The 24,050-nt window shown below is 57.0% G+C and carries 15 protein-coding genes and 1 tRNA gene; 5 read left to right on the forward strand and 11 right to left on the reverse strand.

Annotated features, from left to right (window positions below):
* Positions 1-25 precede the first annotated feature (25 nt).
* Entirely contained in the window at positions 26-4,216 is a 4,191-nt protein-coding gene (locus VNL17_16035) for a glycoside hydrolase family 2 TIM barrel-domain containing protein (GenBank protein ID HXI85592.1), read from the reverse strand.
* 192 nt (positions 4,217-4,408) lie between these two features.
* Positions 4,409-5,182: a PEP-CTERM sorting domain-containing protein gene (locus tag VNL17_16040; protein ID HXI85593.1), complete on the reverse strand. Its 774-nt coding sequence runs from the start codon at positions 5,180-5,182 to the stop codon at positions 4,409-4,411.
* Positions 5,183-5,442: 260 nt separating this feature from the next.
* Between VNL17_16040 and VNL17_16045 the strand changes: the two genes are divergently transcribed.
* The gene (locus tag VNL17_16045; protein HXI85594.1) at positions 5,443-5,616 is read left to right on the forward strand and encodes a Flp family type IVb pilin; all 174 of its coding nucleotides are present in this window, start codon (positions 5,443-5,445) and stop codon (positions 5,614-5,616) included.
* A gap of 161 nt (positions 5,617-5,777) precedes the next feature.
* Here the strand turns inward: VNL17_16045 and VNL17_16050 are convergent, their stop codons facing one another.
* Together VNL17_16050 and VNL17_16055 are read right to left on the reverse strand one after the other, a co-directional pair.
* Positions 5,778-8,447 carry a LamG-like jellyroll fold domain-containing protein gene (locus VNL17_16050; protein HXI85595.1) on the reverse strand — a complete coding sequence of 890 codons (2,670 nt, stop codon included), beginning with the start codon at positions 8,445-8,447 and terminating at the stop codon, positions 5,778-5,780.
* A gap of 308 nt (positions 8,448-8,755) precedes the next feature.
* Positions 8,756-9,154 carry a DoxX family protein gene (locus VNL17_16055; GenBank protein HXI85596.1) on the reverse strand — a complete coding sequence of 133 codons (399 nt, stop codon included), beginning with the start codon at positions 9,152-9,154 and terminating at the stop codon, positions 8,756-8,758.
* 293 nt (positions 9,155-9,447) lie between these two features.
* On the opposite strand from VNL17_16055, the gene VNL17_16060 reads away from it, so the two are divergent.
* The 3 genes from VNL17_16060 to VNL17_16070 all read left to right on the forward strand — a co-directional run bounded on the left by VNL17_16060 (position 9,448) and on the right by VNL17_16070 (position 15,433).
* Positions 9,448-10,713, forward strand: a complete 1,266-nt coding sequence (locus tag VNL17_16060) for a hypothetical protein (protein HXI85597.1) — start codon at positions 9,448-9,450, stop codon at positions 10,711-10,713.
* A 367-nt stretch (positions 10,714-11,080) separates the two neighbouring features.
* On the forward strand, positions 11,081-14,308 hold the full coding sequence (locus tag VNL17_16065; GenBank protein ID HXI85598.1) for a di-heme oxidoredictase family protein: 3,228 nt from the start codon (positions 11,081-11,083) through the stop codon (positions 14,306-14,308).
* Between the two features lie 42 nt (positions 14,309-14,350).
* Entirely contained in the window at positions 14,351-15,433 is a 1,083-nt protein-coding gene (locus VNL17_16070; protein HXI85599.1) for a glycoside hydrolase family 18 protein, read from the forward strand.
* A 252-nt stretch (positions 15,434-15,685) separates the two neighbouring features.
* On the opposite strand, the gene VNL17_16075 is transcribed toward VNL17_16070, so the two are convergent.
* From VNL17_16075 to VNL17_16085, 3 genes are all read right to left on the reverse strand, one after another.
* Positions 15,686-17,698 carry a hypothetical protein gene (locus tag VNL17_16075; GenBank protein HXI85600.1) on the reverse strand — a complete coding sequence of 671 codons (2,013 nt, stop codon included), beginning with the start codon at positions 17,696-17,698 and terminating at the stop codon, positions 15,686-15,688.
* 250 nt (positions 17,699-17,948) lie between these two features.
* On the reverse strand, positions 17,949-18,479 hold the full coding sequence (locus VNL17_16080) for a 2'-5' RNA ligase family protein (GenBank protein ID HXI85601.1): 531 nt from the start codon (positions 18,477-18,479) through the stop codon (positions 17,949-17,951).
* Positions 18,480-18,592: 113 nt separating this feature from the next.
* Complete coding sequence (locus VNL17_16085; protein ID HXI85602.1) at positions 18,593-20,014, reverse strand: hypothetical protein; 1,422 nt, start codon at positions 20,012-20,014, stop codon at positions 18,593-18,595.
* 409 nt (positions 20,015-20,423) lie between these two features.
* Between VNL17_16085 and VNL17_16090 the strand changes: the two genes are divergently transcribed.
* Positions 20,424-21,131, forward strand: a complete 708-nt coding sequence (locus VNL17_16090; protein HXI85603.1) for a PEP-CTERM sorting domain-containing protein — start codon at positions 20,424-20,426, stop codon at positions 21,129-21,131.
* Positions 21,132-21,249: 118 nt separating this feature from the next.
* On the opposite strand, the gene VNL17_16095 is transcribed toward VNL17_16090, so the two are convergent.
* From VNL17_16095 to VNL17_16110, 4 genes are all read right to left on the reverse strand, one after another.
* Positions 21,250-21,885 carry a lectin-like protein gene (locus tag VNL17_16095; protein ID HXI85604.1) on the reverse strand — a complete coding sequence of 212 codons (636 nt, stop codon included), beginning with the start codon at positions 21,883-21,885 and terminating at the stop codon, positions 21,250-21,252.
* Positions 21,886-22,694: 809 nt separating this feature from the next.
* A tRNA-Asn gene (locus VNL17_16100) sits at positions 22,695-22,769 on the reverse strand.
* A gap of 19 nt (positions 22,770-22,788) precedes the next feature.
* Entirely contained in the window at positions 22,789-23,400 is a 612-nt protein-coding gene (locus VNL17_16105; GenBank protein HXI85605.1) for an HAD family phosphatase, read from the reverse strand.
* The gene (locus VNL17_16110; GenBank protein ID HXI85606.1) at positions 23,397-23,960 is read right to left on the reverse strand and encodes a class II aldolase/adducin family protein; all 564 of its coding nucleotides are present in this window, start codon (positions 23,958-23,960) and stop codon (positions 23,397-23,399) included. The genes VNL17_16105 and VNL17_16110 overlap by 4 nt, the downstream gene beginning before the upstream one ends.
* Between the last annotated feature and the right edge of the window lie 90 nt (positions 23,961-24,050).

The following is a 24,050-nucleotide window of genomic DNA, read 5'->3' on the forward strand; positions in this document are numbered from 1 at the left end:
ATCGCAAGAGGCGCCACTCACTCCATTACTGCGGCACGGCGAGGCGAATGCGGTAGTATCGGCCCGGGCCGTTGGTGCTCGCGCCCTCGTCGAGATAGTTCGTAGTGGATTCACCGTTGCCGGGAGCGAAAATCAGGTCAGTGAGGTCCACAAAGTTGTTGCTGGAATAACCAGCGGCTGCGGCACCCTGGACCGCGTAGGTATTACCGCCGACCGTCGTCCAGGTTACCCGCACGTCGCTGCCCTGGGTCGTCACGGAAGTGATGTGGAACACGGATTTACTGTTCGTCGGATCCGTACCCGCCTGAAACTCCTGAAAGTTGTTCATCCCATCACCATCCGGATCGGCATTGGCCGCAGCCTGTGGACAGTCGACACACATAAAATACTGCAGTTGCCACGATTGGAACAGCGTCGGTGTCATGACGGTGATCGTCATATCGCTGGCTGCTTGAGCCTGACCGTCATCCGCTGTCAGACGGAGGTCGTACACGCCGGTGGTGTCGAAGGTAACCGTCGTGTTTGTGGCGTTCGCGTTGCCAAAAGTTGCGGTACCGGCGCCACTGATCTGGCTCCACGTCGTCGTCAAGACCCCGGGCGGATTGGGGAGCCCGTCGTCCGCCGCTGTGCCGGCCAACGGGGTCGGCGCACCGACAACAGTAATCCGGTTGGTGCCGGCGCTGACAAACGGCGCGCGGTCGCCGGTTGGTAACGTCGCAAGCCCGAAAACTTCCGCCGCCGAGAGGGAGCGACTGTAAATCCGTACGTCATCGATCCGTCCGCCAAACGGCCGCGCAGCATCGGCGCGGTTGCCAATCATAAGGTTCTGGGCAGAATCATCACGGGGAGTCTCACTCAGGCCTCCGGGCCCGGTGCTCACGTCGGTGATGCTCTGCGCCACGCCATTAACGTAGAAGCCGGGGATGTTTGACTGTGAACTGCTGCTGTAGGAAATGGCCACATGCGCCCAGGTACTCGTGGTAATGATGTGTCCCGTCTGCCATTTGTTCGTGCGGTTGTTGGTAAACGTCTGCTCGAATTGCAACTGGTACTGGCCGCTGATGAACGAATTCTGCGTGTACAGGATCCAACCTGTCCCGCTCTTGTCCATGATTCGGCCGAGGCTGCCGCCACCGAGGCTTGCGGTATTAATGTACGCGCACACGGTTGCGCCCGTGCTGAACAGATTGTTCAACGCGGCTGGATGACCCGCATTGACGTTGTTGGCCCCCGTGTTGTTGATGTTCACCGCCCCATTGATATATCCGTTCGTCGTCCACAGCGCGGCGCTGGACGCGGCAGCATTCAACCCGTTGCCGGACGAATCGAAGGCGGTGGTCCCGCTCGTCTCGTCAAACTTCCAGTACGCCGTGAGGCCCGCTGCATAGACTGTTGCGGGATCGACGGTGACGTTCACGTTCTGGATGGCTTGGAATTCCCCGTCGCTGGCCGTCAGCCGGAGGATGTACGCACCGGATTGCGGGAAAATGGCGGTCGTCACCGGGGCGTTGGACGAACCAAAGATCACCGTGCCGGGACCCGCGACCTGCGTCCACGTCATTGTGAGCGTGGACGGTTGCGGGTTTCCGTCATCAGTCACGGTGGCGTTGAGAACGAGAGCGGAATTGGTGCTATTGAGCGTGGCGAGGGCGCCGACCGGTGAGTTGATCACGATGACCGGAGGCCTGTTGGAAACCAACCCATTGGGGACCAGCTCAATGCCGCTTGATAACGCGTTGTCCAGGAGGGTCGTGTACTGGACCGTGATTTGCCCGCTGTTGTCGGGGGCGGCAATAAACTGCTGGATATTCGCCCGGTTCGGGGCGCCAGCCGCGGCGATGATGTCAAAATTTGACAGAACCTGTGCGCCGTTGATGGCTACGTTGAAGCGGCGCTGGCCGGTGGTAGTCCAAAAGTAGTCCGCGAAATGCAGGCGCACGAGGTAGTTCGAACTGGTCACGAGCCCGGGGAATACGTATGAGAAATTGCCGAAGCGCGAGGTTTGATACACCGCTTGTGGCGCGGGGTTCGAAACGGTACTGGTGTCAATCGTGTTCGTGCTCGAGGAGGCCGCACCCGCGGTGAAGTAGGCGTCGGCGGCGAATTGGCCGACGGCGCTACCGCCGGAGTTGACCGCGGTGGCCACAACCCAGATGACCGTGTCGGTAAATATTTGGCTGCCCTGCGTGCCAATGGCGACCAGTGCGTTGCTGCTGCCCGCCAGGGTCCGGCCGGCCCATTTGTAGATGTGATTGGTGCTGGTGAGTGTGCCCTGCGATACGCCATTGATTTGAAGCTGGACGCTGTCGCAATTGGAGTATGCTTTGACCTCCACCGTGGTTGTGGCCCGCGGTGTGAAACGACGGCTGGAGATGTAAACAAACCCGTTGGTCGTCCAATTCGCCTTGTACCAATAGAAAGAATCTTTGCGCGTCTGGCGATCATAGGTCACGAGGCCCTTGTCATTGCGGCCCGCGGTATCGCCTTCATTCCGCCCGTCCGAGGCAAAGTCGAACATGTTCCAGACGGTCTTGAGCCACAGATACGGTCGCGCCTGCATTTGTTGCCACGTAGATTCATGCAGGAGGTTCTGGTACTCCTCGTAATGCGGAGTGCCCGCACTGCTGATATTAGCCGGCTCGGATGGATTCTCCATATGCTGGAAGATGCTGGCGCCCGCGCCGTACTCACTGATACCCATCGGCCGCTGGGCGCCCTGGAATTTGGTGTCCATCGCCCCGCCGAAATCCGTGTAGAAACCGGTGTACCAACCGTAATACTCGTTGAACCCGATGACGTCGGTGTACCAGTTGAGGGGATCGCCGTTGTCCGCGCAACAGGACGCGGCTGTAGTCAGGCGCGTCGGGTCTTCGGCGTGCGCCAATTGATTCAGGGACTGCACCAGCGGACGCGGATCGGGCCCGCTCTGCAAAATGATTTCGTTGTAGACTCCCCAGAAGCAGATGGACGGGTGATTGTAGTTCTGGCGGATGGTCTCAATCAACTGCTGGCTCGCGTTGTTGGAGAAGTTCACACTCGATGAGATGTTATCGATCAAAGGAATCTCGCTCCAGACGACGATTCCGTCCTGGTCCAGCAGATTGTATTCGGTCTGGGGATGTTGATAATGGCCGAGGCGAACGACCGTGCAACCCATTTCCGCCACCAGGCCAACATCCTGCGTCATGTCAGCCGCGCTAATGGCCCAGCCTTCGTTCAACCGATCCTGATGAAAATTGACCCCGTGGAGATCGAGATACTGGCCGTTGAGGTGGAAGCCTGTGTTCATGTCGACGCTGAAATAACGAAAGCCGAGTGGCTGTTGGACGAGGTCATTGTTCGTGGTGCCATCACTGACCTGAACGTACGCCTGATAGAGGTATGGATCAGCCCGCCCGTTCCACAGGTGAGGATTGGAAATAGTCGTAGATTGGACAATCGCCAGATCGCTGCCCGCGCCAAGCACTTGATTGGTGGTCAACGTGGCCACGACTTTATTCGTCGCGTCCACGATTACCGTCGTGATTGTCACGTTGGAATTGCCGGCGGTGTCATTGCGGAGCCTGGCTGTGACCTGAAGGTTGGCGGAGTTGCTGCTGACGCTGGTCTGTTTCAGGTAGACGCCCGGCGAGCCGTAGTCGAGTGGCGTGACGTGCAGCTTGTCCATCACGAGCAGATGGACATCACGGTAAATTCCCCCGAAAAAAGTGAAGTCGGCGTTCAGCGGTGGAATATCGGCGTTGGAAGCGTTGTTCATCTTCACCGCAATGACGTTGTCAGCGCCGACGTTGATGTACGGCGTGACGTCATACACGAACGCGGAAAAACCGCCCTTGTGCTCGCCGACAAATGTTCCGTTCACATACACGTCGGCGACAATGTTCGCGCCATCGAACTTCAGGAAGAGCTGACGGTTGGTGTACGATCCATCGACCGTGTAATGCCGCCGGTACCAGCCGATGCCCCGGAAGTAGTTCCCTCCGCCATCCTGGCCGTCGAGGTTGTTCCACGTGTGCGGGAGCGTGATCGGCGTCCATGAAGAATCATCAAACACAACGTTCGTCGCGCCGGGGACATCCGCGAGAATGAATTTCCAACTGTCGTCCAGAAGGAGATCGGATCGGTTGCTGCTCGGCGGGGTGTACGGAGCGGCATGGGCCACAAGTCCAGGGCCACCGAGCAACCACAACGAGGCGGCAACCGCGCAGACAGTCATGAACGCTTTAGGTGAAACCACTTTCAACGGAATCTTCCTTCTCGTTCGGGGCGACTGGAAAACTTATATCCCAATTCGAAAGTAACTTAACAATACATCAAAGACACCGCGCCCGTACAAAAAAACTCACACACGCCGCGACTGCGACGTGTGTGAGGATTCGGGGCCAGACCCCGGCAAAATAACTTAACCCTAGCGACTGCGACGACGACGCATCAACAGTGGCAAACCAATGCCCATCATCCCGAGTGCGATCGTCGAGGGCTCGGGAACAGCTTCCAAGTCGAGGTTATCAAACCAAACGCTGGAAGTAGCGCCAGCCAGATTGATGCCGATCACAAACACCTGCATGTATGCGGTGTTTGCCGGGGCGGTAAAGACACCCGTATCCAGTGCGACCCATCCCGATGGGTTATCAGGAACATTAGCAAAATTCGGGGGAGTGTTGGAGTCAATTTGAGTCGTTGAAAATTTGGCATTGCCAGGGCTGGTCTCCACGGTGCCCAGATTTACGCCACTCGCGTTAAAAAATACGCCCTGAATGCCAGCCCTGCCGAAGGTAATCTGATTCGTGCAATCTGCAAAACCCGTCAGGTCAAACGCCGAGCCAGCCGTTATATTTGTAATGGTCTGGAAGATGCCCGACGTCACATTGCTCGACGCCGAGGCCGACACCCTTCCTGACCTTGCACCGCTGAGGATGGAACCGTTCGATGCCGCGTTCGCGCCGTTGAAAGCTGTCCATCCGGTGGTAGTCTCAAAACCCGGAGACAGTAACAAGTTAGCCGATGCTGGCAAAGTGGAACTGAAACAGATTGCCGCTGAGACACCGCCAACGAGTAAAACTCGCTTCATTGTGAACGTTTGCATAAACGCTATCCCTCGTCTTTCTACGTTAAGTAAACTCGCCCGCGCCGGCAAATCTTTTGCTTCTCCGCAGCCCATAATATAAATTAAGCCCTCCAATGCAAGCGTTTTCTTTTCTGGATTTCACTTTTTTGAATGGTCTGGCCCGTCTCTGAATCTGGTAGAACTCGCATTTGACCCAAACACGTCCGTTCGCATCCCCCCTGCTTCCGGTGGGCTTTACGCATCCCCTGCGCTGCCTATCAAATTCAAATCCAGCTTTCAGCGGACTTGACCACCCCGAAAGGCCTTGCTTTTACTGCCTTGTGTGGCAAGCTTACCGAGGTTGCGGTTTAACTGCTAAGGGAGAGAGAACGTATATGAAGAGACGTCTACAGAGACTTGCTCACGTGGGCAGGAAGCAATCAGGCCAAAGTCTGGTCGAGTACGCGCTGATCCTGGCTTTGATCGCGGTCGTCGCGATTCTGGTGCTCCAAGGGCTCGGCAATAAAGTCAATAATACGCTGTCATCCGTCAACGCGAATCTGCCCTAAACCGACCGGGCGGGGCATGCGTCCGCCCACCCCGGTCACTTCATTGGTGTTCAGTCAAGAGTTCCGCGGCGATTGTTTGCCCGCGTTGAACGATCCGTGAGTTTTGCGCTTTTGCTTCCAGCGCAGTCCATCTTACGTTGAGTCGTGAACCCAGCGTGGGGCTATGGGCTGTTTAGGTAATGCGCAACGACACGATAAAATCGTTTGCTCTGACTCGTGGCTCCAAAATCGATGTTTGAAAGAATGCCGCCGGTGCCAGGGATGCCGTTGGTCAAACTCAACCAGGTGCCGGTTGTCAGGTCGTTGCGGTAATCCACTTCGTACGTTGCGCTCGTCACCGTCGTAAAACTGACGACTGCGTTCGAGCCCACTAATTTCAGGGTAACGGTGGGCGTGGGCAGCTGGTAGGCTCCTTGATACAAGAGCGTGACCTCGCCCGGTCCCAGGGTGCGGGTAAAGAGCATCACATCGTCAATGATCCCGTTGAAGTAATCGGCCCCCTGGGTCCCGTCGCTGCCGATCCGACTGAAGGGGTTGGAACTCATGATCATGTTTCCGCCCCAGTAGGCGCTTCCCAGATAGACGCCGTTTAGATAGACCAGAATGGTGGAATTGTCGTCGACGACCGTCACGTGGTACCAATTGCCATTTTGGATGGCGCCATTGGCAAAGGTTGCAAACTGCCAACCGGCGGTGGTTTGCCCTTGTACGAACACGCTGTTGTTGTAGATGAAGAACCGAAATCCGCTTGATTGATAAATGGATCGCACGGAGATAAAGGCGCCTGCTGCCAAAGCGTTGCGCGGGTAGAGCCAGGCGGCCACGGTAAAATTGTTGGTAAAGGCGAGCGCACTGCTGGGCAGCATCACGGACGAATTTGTGCCGTTAAAACTCAACGCCGAGCCGTGTCTGCCCGCGACCCAGCCGGAGGGCGGGATGTTTGACAATGTCCCGCTGGCCTGCCCGGCGGAATCGGCGGCGATTGTTCCCCCGTTCGCGTCGAATTTCCAGTCATTGGCCAGCCCGTCCAACAGATTCCCGACGACACTGATCGTGATGGAAATCGAGGCGCTCGTTGTCGGGTTGTCCGTGGCCGTAAACGTGATGGGATAGGCCCCCAACTGGCTGGCAGTGGGCGTCCACGAAAACACGCCCGTGATGGGATCGAACGACGCGCCGGCGGGCAACGGAGCGGCAGAGTATGTCAATGCATAGTGGTTGGGGTCTGTCGCTGAGACGGTGAACTGCAGTGTTTGTCCTTTCGAAATGGATTGACTGCCGATGGGTGTGAATACCGGCGGAAGGTTCAGGTTCGGCGGCAGGGCCGCCAGGACATTGGTGAGAAGTGCTGCTGGGCTCAGGGTGCTCGACTGGAAGAGCACCGGCGTTTCCGTCAAAGTGCTCACGGGAATGCTGTTGCCATACAGATCCGTCGCGGCAAGGGTGGTGTTGATTAACGACACTGTTTGTCCTTCCGTAGCCCAGGCGAAAACGACGGAAGTATTATTGGGCAGCTGCCAGGCATACAAGAATGCCTTTTGACCGGGCGTGCGATAGTCGGTTAGCGTTGCGCCGTTTAACCAATAGCACGTCATCAAGAAAGCCGAGGTCTTGGGATGCGGTCCCCGCGGGCTGTTGACGTTGGTGGCAGACATGTCCCAGCCAAACAATTCCAGGTTTGAATCCGGCGATTGCCCATACCCAGTAAGGATGTGCGGAATAATGGTCTCAGCGCCGCAGGCGCGATACATCACGGTTGTTTTGATGGCCCGACACATCCCGCGGTACCAGTCGATGTTCGAATTGTACCCGGGGTTGGCAGTCGCGTTGGTGGTCCCAAGGGCACTGTGGCCGTACAGGCCGAGTTCATCGACCAACAGCGGTTTCTGCGTCGCAAAGTTCCCAAAGTAATAGCTGAGACGGTCGGTCTCCAGAATCGGCACCCAATCCGGCGTGCCGTAATCCTGGTCCGGCGCGTGATAGCCGCGATTGTAGTCGTGCCAGGACCAGCCGTCGAATTGGTTAAGGCTGTTGGTCATGGCCAGCGACTCAGTTCGTACGAAGTCGGACCAGGCCGGTCCAATCACCTGGATGGACGGATTGACGGGTTTCACCGACTGACGGGCCTGAGCCACCAGTTGCAGATAAAAGGGCACAAACGTATCCAAGTTCGTCGTGTTGGGGAACTTGTTGTACCAGGGTTCGTTCCACACTTCGATGGCGGTCAGTTGGTTCGGGTAACGGTTGGCCAGGGCTTGGACAAACTGCGTATAACTGGCGACGAAGTTGTTGGCATTCACCCAGGCCGGCAGGGCGTCGGCCACGTACGCGATGATCCTGCGCCCCGCGTTGGCGGCGATCGCCTGGTCCATCGCGGTCCAGTTCCAAACGCCCTGCTGGGCCTCGACCGCCGCCCAGACCCCATCTCCGGTGCGCACCCAGGAAGGATTGACCGCGGCCAGTCGTGTGGTCAGCGAGCTATCCGTTCCATCGTCGGCCTCGGTGCCCAGGAAGGAAGCGCCCGCGTAGTCGTCGGGCAGGACGCAGAATTGGTTCCGATCACCGTTGCACTCGACGAAATAATGCCCGAGTGGGAGGTGCAACGAAGTCGGAGGCCCGAGGTACACGACCGAGCCGCTCTCCGCCAGAATGCGGATCGAAGAACTGTCCGTGGTGCTGACCGTGATGGTGTCGGACTCACGGAACAGGCCCCAGCGTGAACTCGGCGTGATGGAGATCTTGGAAACGGCGGGATTAAAAGAATAGATGAAGAGGTTCGGTGCTATCTGGGCATCCGCTGTTGCTGCGTGGAAACAAACTCTGCTTGCCAAGACCATCAACACAAGAGAGCAACGTCCCGCTCTTATCGAGAGCGGCCTCAAAAATGATTGAAACGTCAGCTTTAACATCATTTCATGGTGTCTTGCTCTAATTTGGCTTTGAGCGCCGGGTACCCCCGTAGGATGGAAGCAAGAATTACGCCAGTCAGCGAAGCAATCCCCTCAGTCGTTCGAGAAAACAACTGGCTCTCGTGTGGCTTACTTAAGAGCTGGAACTTTTTTACGGCCCCTCCCGCAAGCGATTTGAATCGCCCGAAAGCCGCGCAGTTTACACTTTTCGTCCCCCGCGTCAACCATTCTTATCCGGACGACAGGCTTCGTGTGTCGCTTCGGGAGTGTCGGGCCAGGCAGACCCCGTAAACCCACGCGATCAACACACCTTGAAGAGGAAGGCGCGCCCATAACGCCCACTGCGGTATCTGTACGCCGGCCCAGCCATGCAATGCCACTTGTACATTCGCCGGAAAGACCGCCACCAAAAGGGCGATAAGGCCCCACCCTGCCAGCCGTCGCATTTTGGCGATAAGGATTGCCAACCCACCGGCAATTTCCGCGACGCCGCTGACAACAATCAGCCCCGCGTGCCATGGAAGATACGGTGGCATCATGGCGAGGTAAGGACCGGGATTCAGAAAGTGATTCAGACCGGCTACGACAAAGAATGCGGCCAGGATCCACGATGCGACGGTGCGAGACATGGCGTTTAGAATGCGAATCGATTCGCGTGAATCATGATTCCCTCTCCATCTAACTCAGATCACGGAGCCTATTGGACCCCTGTGGCACATCACAAGCAAAACATACGTCGCGTTTCCGATGAACGACGACTATTCGTGATGCCGGGAAGAGGAGCCAAATACTCAGAATCGGCTTGTGCGCATTGTCCGAGGTGATACTATGAGCGCCGCCAAACGAAATGACCAAGGACAATCGTGAGGCGTCAAACTCCTGTGGTGCGATCTTTGCTGTAATAGTGGACGGTGCGCGCGCAATGACTGAATGCCGATTCCGCAGGCTTGGTGTGAATCGCTGGGTATTGCGGTTCCTCCTGCTGCTCCTGACGGCGACGCCGGTGGCAGCCCAGACCATCGCGTTCTACGCCGTCCCGCCCAACATGACGATCTTGTGCGCGAACGGCTTACAGTACTTGACGAGCACCTCAAACGCCATTCCATTCGGGATAACAAGCGGCGTACTTAGCGGCAAGGTTACTGGGAGCTTCTTTAACATCAGCAATTTTGACATCGGCAGCGGCAAGGAAGGTAAGATCGATCTTAACCACTATCTGAACACCGGTGCCTGGCAGGGCGATATGACGACAAGCGGGTGTGGCTGCCCTGCTTCAGTGGGAAGTATCCCGACGATCCCTGGAAATACAAGAATCCTCCAGGCGTTTCAGGATATTGGCCTTGGCGCGATCCTGATCATACCCGTGCTTGACCAGTTCAGTCCCGTCGGTGGCTCAGTCAACATCGTCGGATTCATCGTTGCCGAGACGGTAAGTTTCCAAGGCGTTGGCAGTAACTGGAGTGAGACACTGGAAATCCTGAGCGCGGTGCCGTCCGCGCCAAACGTCACCGCAACCAGTGGTTGCACCGGCTCGGTGAGCGTGGTGTACAACGAGACCCGGACCAACCCGTTCGCCGACTGCAACTATCTGATCACGCGCGCATGGTCGGCAACCGACGCCTGCGGCAGCAGCGCTATCGCAACCCAATTGATCGGGATCAGGAGCACGACTAACACGCTTTGGTTTACTTGTCCGGGTAGCGTCACACTCACCAACCTGGATCCGACAACGCGTACGGCGTCATTCAGCAATCTCGGCACGCCAACCGTCAACGACATCTGCCCCCCGGTGGGGATTGAAATCAGCTCCCCTCCGGCCTTACTACCGGGCAATAACCAGGTAGTCTGGACGGCGTACGATGCCTGCGGCAGCATAGCCACCTGCAGCCAGGCTGTTTATGTCGCTGTCTGGAGCCCATCGATTTTTCAAATCAACTCCGTCGCGGCACAAGGCAACGACCTGCTACTCACATGGACCATGCCCCAAGGCTTCACGGGCATCGTCCAGGCAACCAGCGGTGACATCAGTGCTAATTACAGTAATTCCTTCGGCGACATCAGCGCCCCGATTTTCGTCCCCGGCAATAACTTATTCACTACCAATTACTTCGATCTTGGCGGTGCGACCAACGCCCCCTCCCGCTTCTACCGCATCCGTCTCACCCTCCCGGACGTGGTGCTGCCGTAAGCAAAAAAAAGCTCTGGCTTCTCCGTGCACTCTATTCGCCCTCTGCTGCAAGTCCGCGACGTTCTTCATCCTGCAGTCCTTCCTTTGAAATCATGATAAGTTTCTGTCGCTTTTGAGTTTAGAATTCTTATCCGATCCAGTTTCCAGTCTCGACTGCAATTGATTGCAACACCTACATGGAGTTATGAAACCACCTCAATTCCAGTGTGCGGATGTTTTGTCTTGCAATCGTTTGCCAAAACTGCCAAGCTGTTCAGAGTGCTTTCGGGTCCTTGGTAGACGCCGAGATTGGCGTCTTTGCGTTTATGCGTAGCTGCTGAGGCCGTTGGCCAAGATGCCGACAATACACTCTTAAGAACTACCTACGATGAACCCCAGCTTGAAGCGAACTCCCCTCATCCATTTGGCAGCGGCCTCCCTCTTGTTTCTCATCGGCACAGGTGTAGGCCGTGCTCAAGTGCAACTCAACCTTCAGCCCGGTGTTCAGTTGAGCTGGCCCGCGCCAAACACGACGAATACTTATCACCTGCAATGGTCATCGAACCCCGTTAGCACTTGGGCCGATCTCGTTGCCCCGATTGCTGGCGACGGGACAACACACACCTTTTTTGATCCGGTTCCGAGCGGCTATCGCCTGTATCAGGATTTGGAAATCGTTCCGGGTACAGCTCCATCCGCCGCGCTCCCTGCGAATAGCGGATTTGAAATCGGAAACGGAACTACCGCCAGCAATTGGGTCACCGATACGGCCGTTGGCGGCCCGGTGTACGGGATCCGCACGAACGACAGTCCGCACGGCGGGTCATTTAACTACCAGGTACACTTGGCCAGCACCGGTGCTGGTCCATTGGTTCAGTTTAGCCAGTCCGGCGTGCCGGTGGCGGGAGGAACTACCTACCCGTTCAACTTCTGGTCCAAAGCCCTGGCCGGCAGTCAGGGATATAACGCACAGTGGCGAATTCTGTGGAATGCCGGGGGGGATACGGGTTACCAAACTTTCACCCCCGGAAACGGCTCGTACGCCCAATTCAATACCTCCGTTACCGCTCCTGCCAGTGCTACTTCGGCGACCATTTATTTTCACATTGCCGGCGCGGCGGTTACAAACTTTTCAGCCAACCTTGATTTTGATGATGTCGTACTCGGCAGCGGCGGTTCCGGCTCGGGCACACCAGCGGCGACCAACGTCCTGCAGGTATCTGCAATACCGATGGCCAACATTAGCTGGGTTTCCAGTAATGCGATTCCGTACTACGCTGAATCCACCACCAATCTGACAGGTCCTTGGACGAATAATTTTGGATTGTTTCTAGGAAACGGCAGCACGATGTCCTTCCTGGCGCCGATGACGAATAGCGCCATGTTCTTCCATCTGCGGACTCCGCCGTTGACGGTATTGCCTCCAACAAACTTGCATCAGGTCCCGTCTGGTTTAACCAATGCGATCGGCGTGGCATGGACGGCCAGTATTTCGCCCGGGGTGAACAATTATCGTATGTCCTATGGGGACATCAACACGACTACAACCAACACGACGGACCTTGGAAATGTGACGAGTACGGTCATCTCCGGTTTGACTTCGGGGGAGACCTATTTCGTGTCGATTATCGCGATCTCGGCCAACGGCCAGAGCGATCCGGCAGCCGCAACCATCACGGCCCAGCCGGATACGGATATCGGCATCATCCCGCTCTTCGACGCCTTTACGTCACTGGAACCGGATACGGTCTACGACACCTCCTCAAATCATGTGACGCGGATCTCTGATCGTCCACGCCTCCGTCATGCGCGGGAGGATGGATCCAGGGATAACCCACCGGACTTTAGTCTCTACGACACCTATGCGATTTTCTATTGGCAGCAGCGCATGACCACCATCGAGATTGACGATTTCGTTGCCAAGGGAGGGAGCAGCGTTCTGTTCCACATGTGGTCGCTGAATGGGCTCGATACACCGAACATTCGGTTCTTCTTCCAAGGCCAGACCACGGTCGCGCAATACGGCGACAACGAATTCGCGAACCAAGCGGATTCGAGTTTGACCAACTGGACATTCAACCTCACCCATAACGGATCTGGCGGTGCCTTGCATACGGGTGATAAAATCGAGATCGAGTTTAGCCCGTTCATGCTGACGGTCACCAACGGGCAGCTCAACTACTACGGCGGCGCGATCCTCTACATCGTCGGGCAGGGCATAGTCCCGTGGGGCACGGTCCAGAACCCCATCGACCTGAACCCGGCAAACGACGGGCCCATAGTCAATGGCGTCAGGGTGAACATTGACTCAAATCCGCTCCCTACGAACGCCTGGTCTGCCGGGACCAGCACGATGCCTTACCAGTACTCGGGCGAACCGACACACCTTTTCAATCAGTTGTCGCCTGGCGCGTCACCGCCAAGCGGCGAGCCATTCCTGCTCGGACGGCGTTTGCATCACACGGATTTCGGCACCGGCGCGCATGTTGGCGATGAGGTCGACGCGGGGGGGGGAAATGGGACCTTTACGCAACAGGTCGGCAAACTCGGACCGAAGTTTACCAATCGCAGTTGCATCGCGTGTCACGTGAACAATGGCCGCGCGTTACCGCCCGCCATTGGCGCGCCCATGCTGCAATCCGTCGTCCACGTCGCCAGCGATGCGAGTGGAACGCCGGATCCGGTCTATGGCTCCGTCCTTCAGCCGCAGATCACCAGCGGAACACCCGAGGGCACCTGCGTGATTTCCAGCTACACGACCATTAATGGGACTTATGGCGACAGCACACCCTATACGTTGCAAAAGCCAAATTACACCTTCTCGCCACATACGCCGGCGTTTTATTCGGTGCGCGTTGCGCCGCAGCTCGTCGGCATGGGCCTGCTGGAGGCGGTTGATGAAAGTACTATTGAAGCTCTGGCCGATCCCGGTGATTCGGATGCAGACGGTATTTCCGGTAAAGTACGAACTGTGACCGATCCCGAAACCGGCCAATTGCGCCTCGGGCGATTCACTTACCGGGGCGGGCAAGCGCGGGTTAAGCACCAGGTAGCCGCGGCCCTGAATAACGACATGGGTGTGACGACCTCGGTTTTCCCGGTTCTTGACGGTGATACCAATAGTGGGCCGGTTGAGCTTTCCGACAGCGACCTAACGAATTGGGTGCGTTATGTCCAGGCTCTCGGCGTGAATGCTCGCCGCGACGTCACCAACTCGGTAAACCTCCAGGGCCAGGCGCTCTTTGGCAGCGCCAGTTGCTGGAAGTGTCATACCCCGACGATCACCACCAGCCCGCACCATCCCATGGCCGAGCTGCGCAACCAGACCATCCATCCGTACACGGACCTGTTGTTGCACGATATGGGTCCCGGCTTGGCTGACAACTTGGGCGAAGGCAACGCCACCGGTTCCGAATGGCGCACGTCGCCGCTCTGGAGCATCGGCCTTACGCCGTCGGTCAACGGCGGCGAAGCGTATCTCCACGACGGTCGGGCGCGCAGCCTCGAGGAAGCCATCCTCTGGCACGACGGCGAAGCCGCGGCGTCGCGGGAAGCCTTCCGCAACATGTCGGCATCCGATCGCGCCGCTCTTATCGCGTTCTTGAAATCGCTATAAGACCCTCAGACCGGTACGCTGCCGACCGAAAAACGGTCGCTCATGATGAACAGATTTGTCGTGCTGTCGGGAATTGTCGCGGGCGTCTTGTTCGCAGCCAGTCCATCCACCTATGCGGTGACGAACGCCACGCCCATTCAGATTTACGGGGTCTGGCATGCGGGCAACGATGCGTGCATCTGGGCATCGGTTCGCAACCTGACCGAGTTCGACCACAAAAACCATTGGATCATCGATCGCGGCGATGGGATTCCGTCGGTGAACCTCGTGATCCTGAGTTTTGTGCAACCGCTGAAGCTGCTCGGCAAGGCCAACGATTCGCAGACGGTGAATGGCCTCCCCGCGGGCATGACGCCCGACATCGTGAACTACTTTACGAGCCGTGGCGTTCGCGTGATGCTGTCCATCGGCGGCGCTACGTATGTCAAATTCTGGGACCAGGCGCTGGCAGCCGATGCGAGGCAGCTTGGATTGAACGCCGCCGAAGTGGCGCAACGCCTGGGAGTCGGGATTGAAATCGATTACGAAGGCGACTCCGCAACCAGCTTGACCGGGTTGCAGGCCTTCATCAATGCCTACCGCTCGGTGGTGCCCTACGACGCATCGGGAGCGAACCCGGCCGCGCGCTTGACCATCGACCTTGCAGCTGGCGACGGTTGGTTGATTAGTCTGGCAGCCAAGGCGACGCGGGATTGGTTATCGACCACAAATCCCGTGCTGGATTATGTCAACGCGATGGTGGCGGACCATCAATCCAGCGCTTCTTCTGCCGAGTCGAATTGGCAGGAACACATCAAGGGGACCCCACGCACGACACCGCCGATCCCGCCCCTGGCCCCGGCCAAGCTCACCGTAAGCCTGTCCCTGACCGGCCGCAGGGTCACTACGGAATGCACAAGCTTTACCCGTTCGGTGAACTACGCGGCGCGGAAGTATGTGCAGACCGTGGCTCCGAATGGCGCGGGGACGACTCCCGGCATGCTCGGCTACATGTTCTGGGCCGCCGAGTGCCCAGGCACGAAGACAACCTGTACCACACCGCCGAACACGTGTGAGGGAGGCCTGGGAGCCGGCTCCAAGTTCTTCAACATCCCGATCCCCATGCCGGCCCTGCGCCAGCAGTGACACAATTCCGCAACTCCCGCCGGCCGTCTTGAGTCCGCATCGGCAGCCGCACCAATCTCTGCCATACTTGCGCCAGCCAAGGAGACGGGGAAACCATCGAAGCGACCACGTCACCCGCGGGAAGCCGGGACATCTCCCACCGGAGGGTAATCCAGAAAAGAAAATCGGCTCTCCGCTGTGGACGCCTTGCGAACCATGTGGTTTTAACTTACAAGAGTAGCGTGACAACGCTTTGTTCAGCCCGGCTCAGCCTTACGGCACCAAGCGGATGCGATAGTAGTGTGAAGGAACGTTGGTAGCACCGCCAACGTCGAGGTAGTTGGTCACGTATTCGCCGGTGCCGGAAGCGGAAATCGTCGGGCCGGTGTCTGTGAAATTGTTTGAATTTACTCCGCTTGCGCTCATCTGCACGACGTAACTTCTTCCGCCCAGGGCCGTCCAACTGAGGAGGATGTTGTTGCCCTGCGCCGCCACTGAGACCACTTGGAAATATGAAGCGTCCACGACAAACCCATTGTTTACGAAGCTGGAATGGAAGTTCGTCGTGCCGCTCATAATGTCGATGATGCCATTGTTGACGAGCGGCCCATATGATTCCAAAACACTTCCGTTGAGCGCTCGCATCGTGCCGTTGTTGGTGACGGCACCCGTGAACGTCAATACGCCGCTCGCGCAATCGGCGGCGATTGTGCCGCCCGGATCGATTACAACAGGTCCGGTAACTGTTCCGCAGCCGGTCAGCGACGCGTTACTGGAGATCTCTGAGCCACTTACTGTTGTCAAGTTCCCGCCGGCAAGCCTGACAAAGTTCATGGGATCGGCCCTCATGCTGTCGGCCAATGCTGTGCCGCCGTCGGCGATGACCAAGGAATTGCTGATTGCGCCCGGGGAGCCGCCAATTCGCAAGAGTGAGCTTTCGGCCACCGTGCCCCCGTTGCTGATCACCAGTGAGTTGCCCACGCTCGGACCACTGCCCCACGTGCCAACGAAGAGGACGCTCTCGTTGTTGCTCCAGACCGATCCAGCCCCTGTGATCAGGACACTGTTATTGGCGGTGTTGTAACCGATGGCACCGGAGTAGCCATTGAAGGGTGCCACACGCGTAACCAGTTTGCCTCCGTTCCTGACGATCAAAGTATTCGAGTTTCCACCATTCGGGGAATCACAAGCGCAACCAACAAAGATGTTGGATTGGCAGACCCACACGGATCCAGCGCCGTCGATAATTGCCCAACTGCCGTTGTCACTGTTTCCAACGAACCCATATGGCGATGACACCCCAGCCCCATTACTGATAACCATTGAGTTTGCGCCTTTCCCCTTGTAGCCGGCGGAGATGTCGCCTTTATTGGTCCACGTCGTTCCGCTATCAGTGATCAGCACACTGTTACTGCGTCCGCCCTTGCCGATGTTGCCGTCGATGCCAACAAACACGCTGGCGCCGTTGCTGGCAACAACCCAGTTGCCGCTGCCGCTGTTGCCGACGAGAAGTGTGCCCGAGTTGCTCCAGACTGCTCCGGCCCCGGTCACTACCACACCGTTGGCGTTGCCGCTGTTGCCAACCGTGCCGCTATTGTTGAATACGACTGCGGAGCTTTGAATGATCAGCGAGTTGCTGTTGCCGCCGCTGCCGACGAACAGATCACCTATATTCTTCCACGTGGACCCACTCCCGCTGAGCAACACTCTGTTGCTGTTGCCACCGACGCCGATATAACCGTTGAACTGGACATTTACTCGCGCAGCACTGTCGATCGTCAGCAAGTTACCGCTGCCACCTTGGTTGCCCACGCGCAAACTGAAGAGGTTGCTCCATACCGATCCGCTACCGCTGAGCGACACGGTGTTATTGTTACCACCGTTGCCGATGTAGCCGGAGCCGTTGATCACTTTACCAGCGTTGTTAATGACCAGCGCGTTACTGCTGCCACCTTGGTAGCCGACGGTGAGATCAAACTGGTTACTCCAGACTGACCCGCTTCCACTGAGCAACACGCTGTTGTTGCTGCCACCCCCGCCGACTCCAATGAAGCCGTATGCGTTGGACAACGCGCCCCCGCTAATGACCTGCAGTTGGTCAAACACCGTGTTGCTGCCGATATAATAGTCGCCCGTCCAATTGCTGACCACGCCGCTGATGATGTTGGTCTCGTAATCGGACGCGAATTGCGCAGGGGAATCTTGAGGGGTGAACGCAAGCGCAAATGTCACGATGAGGGCAAATAGGTGCGGATGCTGTCCTCCGCATCTGTCGCTTTGCTTCATGGTACAGCAATCGAGGCCAAACGAAAGGCACTAACTCGCGCGTATCGTACCTCGCAACCCCAGCTAAATCAACCCCTAAAACAGCCTCTGGAGCGGCGAGTAAAGGACAAAATTGGCTCTCCGCTTTGCGAACCTTGCGGTTTGAGTTTGCAAGGCCTGCCACGCCGGGAAAGACTTGCTTCGCTTAACGAGAATAAGATCAGCTACAGTGGATGCGTGACGCGCCGGAGCTGTTAGCTGCATCGCGTGACTAGGCTCCAAGCGTTCGTTGGAAAAGGAGTTTGTAGTCCATAGCGATGTCATTGAGGTGGTAGACAGAAACGGTGTTGATCTGGAATTCTTCTTTGGGAAAGGAACGAGCCAGAAGCTCGGACGCGGCCGCAGCATCCAGTGGTTTTCCTCCGCGCAAGGTACAGTGCGGATTGTAAGGCCACGGACACTCAGAAAATGGAATGCCAGAACTGCGCAACTCCCGATGAATCTGGTCAAACGGCGAACGGTCAAATGGCTCCAGATAGAAGATCGAAGTATTGGGAAATGCGCGAACGGCGGAGAAGCGAGTAGGAAATGGAGAAATGTTGGAGAGTATCCGGTCCAAATGGCGCTGAATGATCGACAAATCGGCGCCGACAGGGATCGGTCCCACGCCTGACGAACCAGCCAGGGTGATCTCAACTGGTAGTTTGGCCGTAAGAGTTCTGAGCGAATCGCGTAACGCTTGAACCTGTGAACGAACAGGCTCGGGAATCTCGGCAACAATGTATGAACGATGTTCGATCATGGAATGGAGCCCACCCCACTAAACCGCTGATGGACCCGCGATGAAAGCAAAAAAGGAGTCCCCGCGTTGGATGGTTTGCGAACCTTGCGGTTTGAATTGGCGAAGGAGTCTGCTCAGGGCACGAGCCGCGCGCGGTAATAGCAGGCGGGGATGTTCGTCGCGGCGCCGATGTCGAGATAATTGGTGATGGTGCCGATAGCCACATTGTTCGTGACGACGAAGATGTCGGTGAAGCCGTTGGTGCTATAACCGCCACTTCCATCTCCCGCCGTAGCTTGTAATGTGTTGGTCGCGCCCGGCCCCATCATCCACGTGACCAGCATGTCATTTCCCTGCCGGGCGATGGAAACAATACGAAACGTGGCGGGGTCGAGAATCACGCGGCCAGCGAGGAGTGTTCCGCCGGTGTGAACAAGTTGACTGCAGGCATTCGTTAGAACAAGGATATCAGCCCATAGGGTGCCGCCGTTGACGATCAACTTTCCGTAACGCACCTCCAGCACGGCATTCGCGGTCGCGTTCGTGACCAGCACGGTGCCGCTGTTCAACTGGAGCAGGTTATTGCACACGGTGGCGGGGGACCCGATGACAATGTTGGTTGACTGAAGAGATCCACCGGCCACGACCACGGTATTGCTTATCTTTTCATCACCAATGCGAAGTACGTCGCTCTGCCAGACGCCGCCGTCAACCACGCGCACGTAATTACTGGCACCGCCAAGTCCCCCGTCGGCGCAATTTACGTAACCGCCATTGCTGATGACCATGCTACTGCCTTTGGGGCTAGCCAACTCCAAGGAGCTGCCGCTGGACCAAACCGACCCCGGGTCGGTAACGAGTATACGCTGCGATCCAGGGTTTAAGAAACCTGAGCCGCTGATCACCTGTCCTCCGTCGCGGATGACAAGCTGGTTATCTGAGGAGGAAAACGAAATGGCGAGATTGCTCCAGACCGAGCCCACGCCTGTGACCAGGACGCTGTTGCCGAAGGAATTATAACCGATGTAGGAATAGCCGCTGGTCACCCAACCGCCATTGCTGATCACCAGCGTGTTAGCCGGACCATAGCCGCCGATTTCGAGGTCCTGACTGTTCCGCCACAGCGAACCCGGGTCAGATACCAGCACACTGTTATTGCTGCTGCCAATGTAATTATCGCCGAGGACGGCGTGCGAGTTGAACACCTGGCCCCCATTACTGATTACCAAGCTATTATGATAGCCAAAGTTCCCGACAGACAACGGACCGTTGTTATTCCATACCGACCCGGAGCCCGTAACCACCGCACTGTTGTCGAAGGCTGATCCATTGCCGACAAAGCCGGACCCGTTGGACAACACCCCCGCGTTCTGGATTAAAAGCGCATCGGCGAACCTGCCGTTCCCAACATAGTAAGTGCCGACCCAGTTGCTCGTGACGCCGCTGATGAGGTTCGTTTGGGAATTGCCACTGAATTGCGCTTGGGAAGAACTGGCTCCAATGACCAGACCGACAAACAATCCAATGACCAGATAACCGCGTCGCAATCGATGCATGCCTTGCCTTTCAGCCGTCGGTGGCCGCAAATCACTCAGGGGTGGAACCGAGCCTCACGCTCGGTGCGAGACTATCCTTATACTGGCACAGAAGCAAGGCAGGATAAGCGTTAACTGTGCGCCACAAACGTCTTACTCCACCTGGAATTGTGGGTCTCTACAGCCTGCACCCTTGATGGAGATTCCTTATTTGGTTCTACTTTGGCGGGAAACTGGCTCCCCGCGTTGGACGGTTTGCGAACCTTAAGGTTTGACGTGGTCAGGGCTTGATTGCCGTGCCACAGCGCCGTTCCTTAATGCCTTGACGTGACCGCCGAAGGCTGGTATTTCTTGATTAAATCGCTCCGTCTGCGAGTACAGAGCGATCCAACTTTCCTCCGACCTCTGAGGAGTTGGGAAAGGAAACGCGATGAATATGCCTCTTGTCTGCCGTCTACCTGTGTGCCTGCGAACATTCATAGTGTGCGCTATCTGTTCTTGCACCCTATCTGTCTTTGGACAAACGGTCACCTGGCAGGACCTTCCATGGCCCGCCAACCAGGACTGGCCCGGACCGCAAGGCGCCCCGGCCACAACCAACGGTAATCAGATCGTTCTCACGGGGCAGGACGTGCTTTCCGTCCAATCGTTCACGGGGCCGCTGGCGATCTCCTACGATGTGCTCTTGCCCGCCAAGAGCACGACGGATGGGATTTTTGAATTGTTCTTTGTTCCCACGGGAGAAAACCCCAACCTTCTTCCCAATCCCGACATCGAACTCGATATGTTTGAGAGTCAGAGTGGACAAGACGGCTTGCAGGTCCAAAAGGATCATAGTGCCAGCATCCTCTGGGGCCCGGTTTCGTATGCCATCAAAACGCAAACGACGTATCATGTCTCTGTTGGCGTTGCGGGAAACGGTCAGGTGAGTTGGTCAATTAACGGCCTGGACGTCGGGCTTTCCAACTCGGTCGTGATGCCCTATAGCAGCTACCAATTACGCCTCAGCAGTTGGCAACCGACGCAAGTTTGGCAAGTTAACAACTTCACGGCCGTTCCCGAACCAACGACTCTGACACTTGTGGCGGGGGGGCTGATCAGCCTGTTGTTTGGCATCGGCCGTCGTAAGTCCGGTTGAAGTCGGCTTCTGAAAACAACAAGTAATGTTACGCTTTACGTCCCCGCTTTGGACGATTTGCGAACCCTACAGTTTGAACTTCCGAGGGTTGCCGTGCCTGGTTTAGGGCTTCGTTCGCCTAACGATTGAAGTGTCGGCTACGGTTCACCCAGTTTCGAGACGTCGCCAATTTCCCCCAAATTACGACGCTTCCAAGTAGCGCCAAGAGATACGTGCTCGGCTCGGGGACCACCTCCGCAACGCCGTAAAGCGGTATGGCAGGATTGAATTGGTAACCAGCCGTAGTTTGATTCGGTACGTTGTTCCATTGCCCAGAATTAGCATTTCCACCGGGAATGATGTAAGCATATTGATTAGCTGGATTACCTGTGAAACCAGGTTGCAATGGGGCCCAGTTTCTGTAGTTCGAAGAACTGCCATCTATCCATGAGTAATCGCTCGGATTGGTACCGTCCAAACCTGCGGCATTAAGCCCGATCCATAGATTGCGCTGGACGCCACCAAAATTCGTAAACGTTTGGCTAATCCAGGCGTTTTCAGCGGCATCATTAACGGTCGTCAAATTCCCGCCCAGAGTTAGCGCCTGGGATTGGGCATCAGTCCAATCGCTATTCGCCAGCAGATAATAGGTGTGTCCCGTAGCTGGATCCACCATTGGACCGGAGATCGGGGTTGCCATCAGCTTCGTCGCTGCACAGATCGCCATCAGAACTACCAGAACCGCCGATAACCGAGTTGTGTTGCTCGCTTTCATGATACGTCCTCCATAACTTAGGTTGGTTGGGTTTATCTTTACCTCCCCCGAATGAAAGCGTGGCGCTTTGCAGACAGGCTTAAGAGGTAACTCGTTGCTCTACTTATAGCCGCATTTACTACCTGGAGTAAACCCTAATTCCGCAGGCAATCGACGCATAGGTTGACGTGTCCTACTCTGACAATCGTCTTGTTCAGGTTTGGGCCACCGAACGCACGACCGCACACATCGCACACGACCCACACCTCAGTTTCACCGAAAGGAAGATGGACGGATTATCGAATAGAACAACGATCGCCGCGTGGGGGCACGCGGCCTACAACGACCAGCAAGGTTTCCCACTTGCTTCTCATTCCCAGGTGAGTTGGCGTTTTGATATCGATAATTGATAATTGTTCTGGACATTGTCCATCCGAGTGGGTATGGTCGGGGAAATGCAGAATAGGGGAATCAGGATCGATCCGCCGTCGCCAAGGCTTCCTCCGTCGCACTTCGTGCTATGGCGGACAAGTCGGCGCGACTCGCTGCTGTGCGCAGCTCGAGGCCCATATGCGTTTCTGCGAAACGAACCCAAATTTATTTTGCACAAACGAGCGCGTATGACACTTGTGATAAGTGACTTATGCGTTTTGAAGCGACGAGAAGAATTGGGTTCGTTTTGGGAAAACGAACCCAATTTGAGGGCCTAAATGAGTGCATTTGCCGGAAACAGACCCAAAATCGGAGGCAAAACGGAGCGGAAAACCTGCGGTCGGGGCCAAGTGCCGGTCGGCAGACCGGCCCACAACAACAGGCTTTTGTGAGGAAATTGGCTCCGCAGGTAGGACTCGAACCTACAACCCGCGCATTAACAGTGCGCTGCTCCACCATTGAGCTACTGCGGAACGGAAAGTGGTGGCCTTGTTATATAGGCGACACACCGAGTTTCGTCAACTCTGCGCGTGCCTGGTCTGGATTTTGATAATGGATGCCCTGCATCCCGGCGTGACGGGCGGCCTCGGCGTTGGCGGCGATGTCGTCGAGAAAAACGGTGCGGGCGGCGGTCAGGCCGGACGTGCGGAGCGCGTGCTGGAAGATCGCGGGATCGGGTTTCAGCAGGCCGACTTCGTGCGAGAGGACATGCGCGTCGAAGTCCTGCAGAAACGGGTAGTGCTCGAAGACGTAGTCCATGTGGATGGCGTTGGTGTTGGAGAGGAGCAGGCGCGGCAGGCGGTTCTTGAGCGATTCGGCCAGCGCGATCATCGGGTCGATCGGCGTGAAGATGTCGGACCAGAGCAATGCGAATTCCTGGTACGTGCCGTCGAAGGCCAGATCCTTGGCGACGGTGTGGAAGAACCGCAGCTTCGTCACCTTGCCCAACGCCAATTCGGTCACGTACGGCGTGGTGCGCGCGTAGTCGCTAATCTGTTGCGGCGTCCTGCCCGTGCGCGCGGCGAGGCGTTCCACGGCGCGCCTCTCGTCAAACGCCAGCAACACGTTGCCCAAATCAAAAATGACCGCGTCGATCCCGTTCATAACCGTTGCAAGACTTCCTCCGCAGTGTGCCCCGCCTCTTCCATCGTCCCGCCGAGCGAGACGAACCCGTGTTTGCGCATGATGACAAACTTGTGGCCGTCGAGCACCTGCAAAATTTCGGCGACCAATTCGGCGGTGCCGTACGGCTGTTCGCGAGCTGTGACGGGCAGGCCCAATCTCTCCGCCATCGCGAGGAGTTTCTCGTTGTGACCATGGAACACCGCGTCCACCTCGGGCCGGGCCGCGTAAATGCCCGCGTGCATCAGGCTTTCGCTGGAAGGTTCGTACAGACCCGCCACCGTCAACTGCCGCGCGGCGCGGTCGGCTTCGAGCACCTCGACAAATTCCTGGCGCGTGATCCCGCCGAGATCGCCGGCGGTGCGATTGATGATGAAACCGTTGACAGTGCGAAAGCTCAGGTTGCCGACCGTGTCACCGACCAGGCCCAGCGCAGCCCAGCGGCGGCACCACTTGAGCAACTCACCCAACCGCTCGTCGCCCGAGACCGCGCGCCGCGCGAAGACCGTGCGAAACTTTGTTCCCGTGTAAACCTCGCCCATAGCCCGGCCAGTGTCCTAATTTCAGCGCGTGAACGCAACTCACCTGTGACGCCCTATCCATGCGGCGGCGTCCTGAAACGCCCAAGCTCC

The sequence above is a fragment of the Verrucomicrobiia bacterium genome (assembly GCA_035577545.1).
In the GTDB taxonomy this organism is placed as follows: Bacteria; Verrucomicrobiota; Verrucomicrobiia; order Palsa-1439; family Palsa-1439; genus Palsa-1439.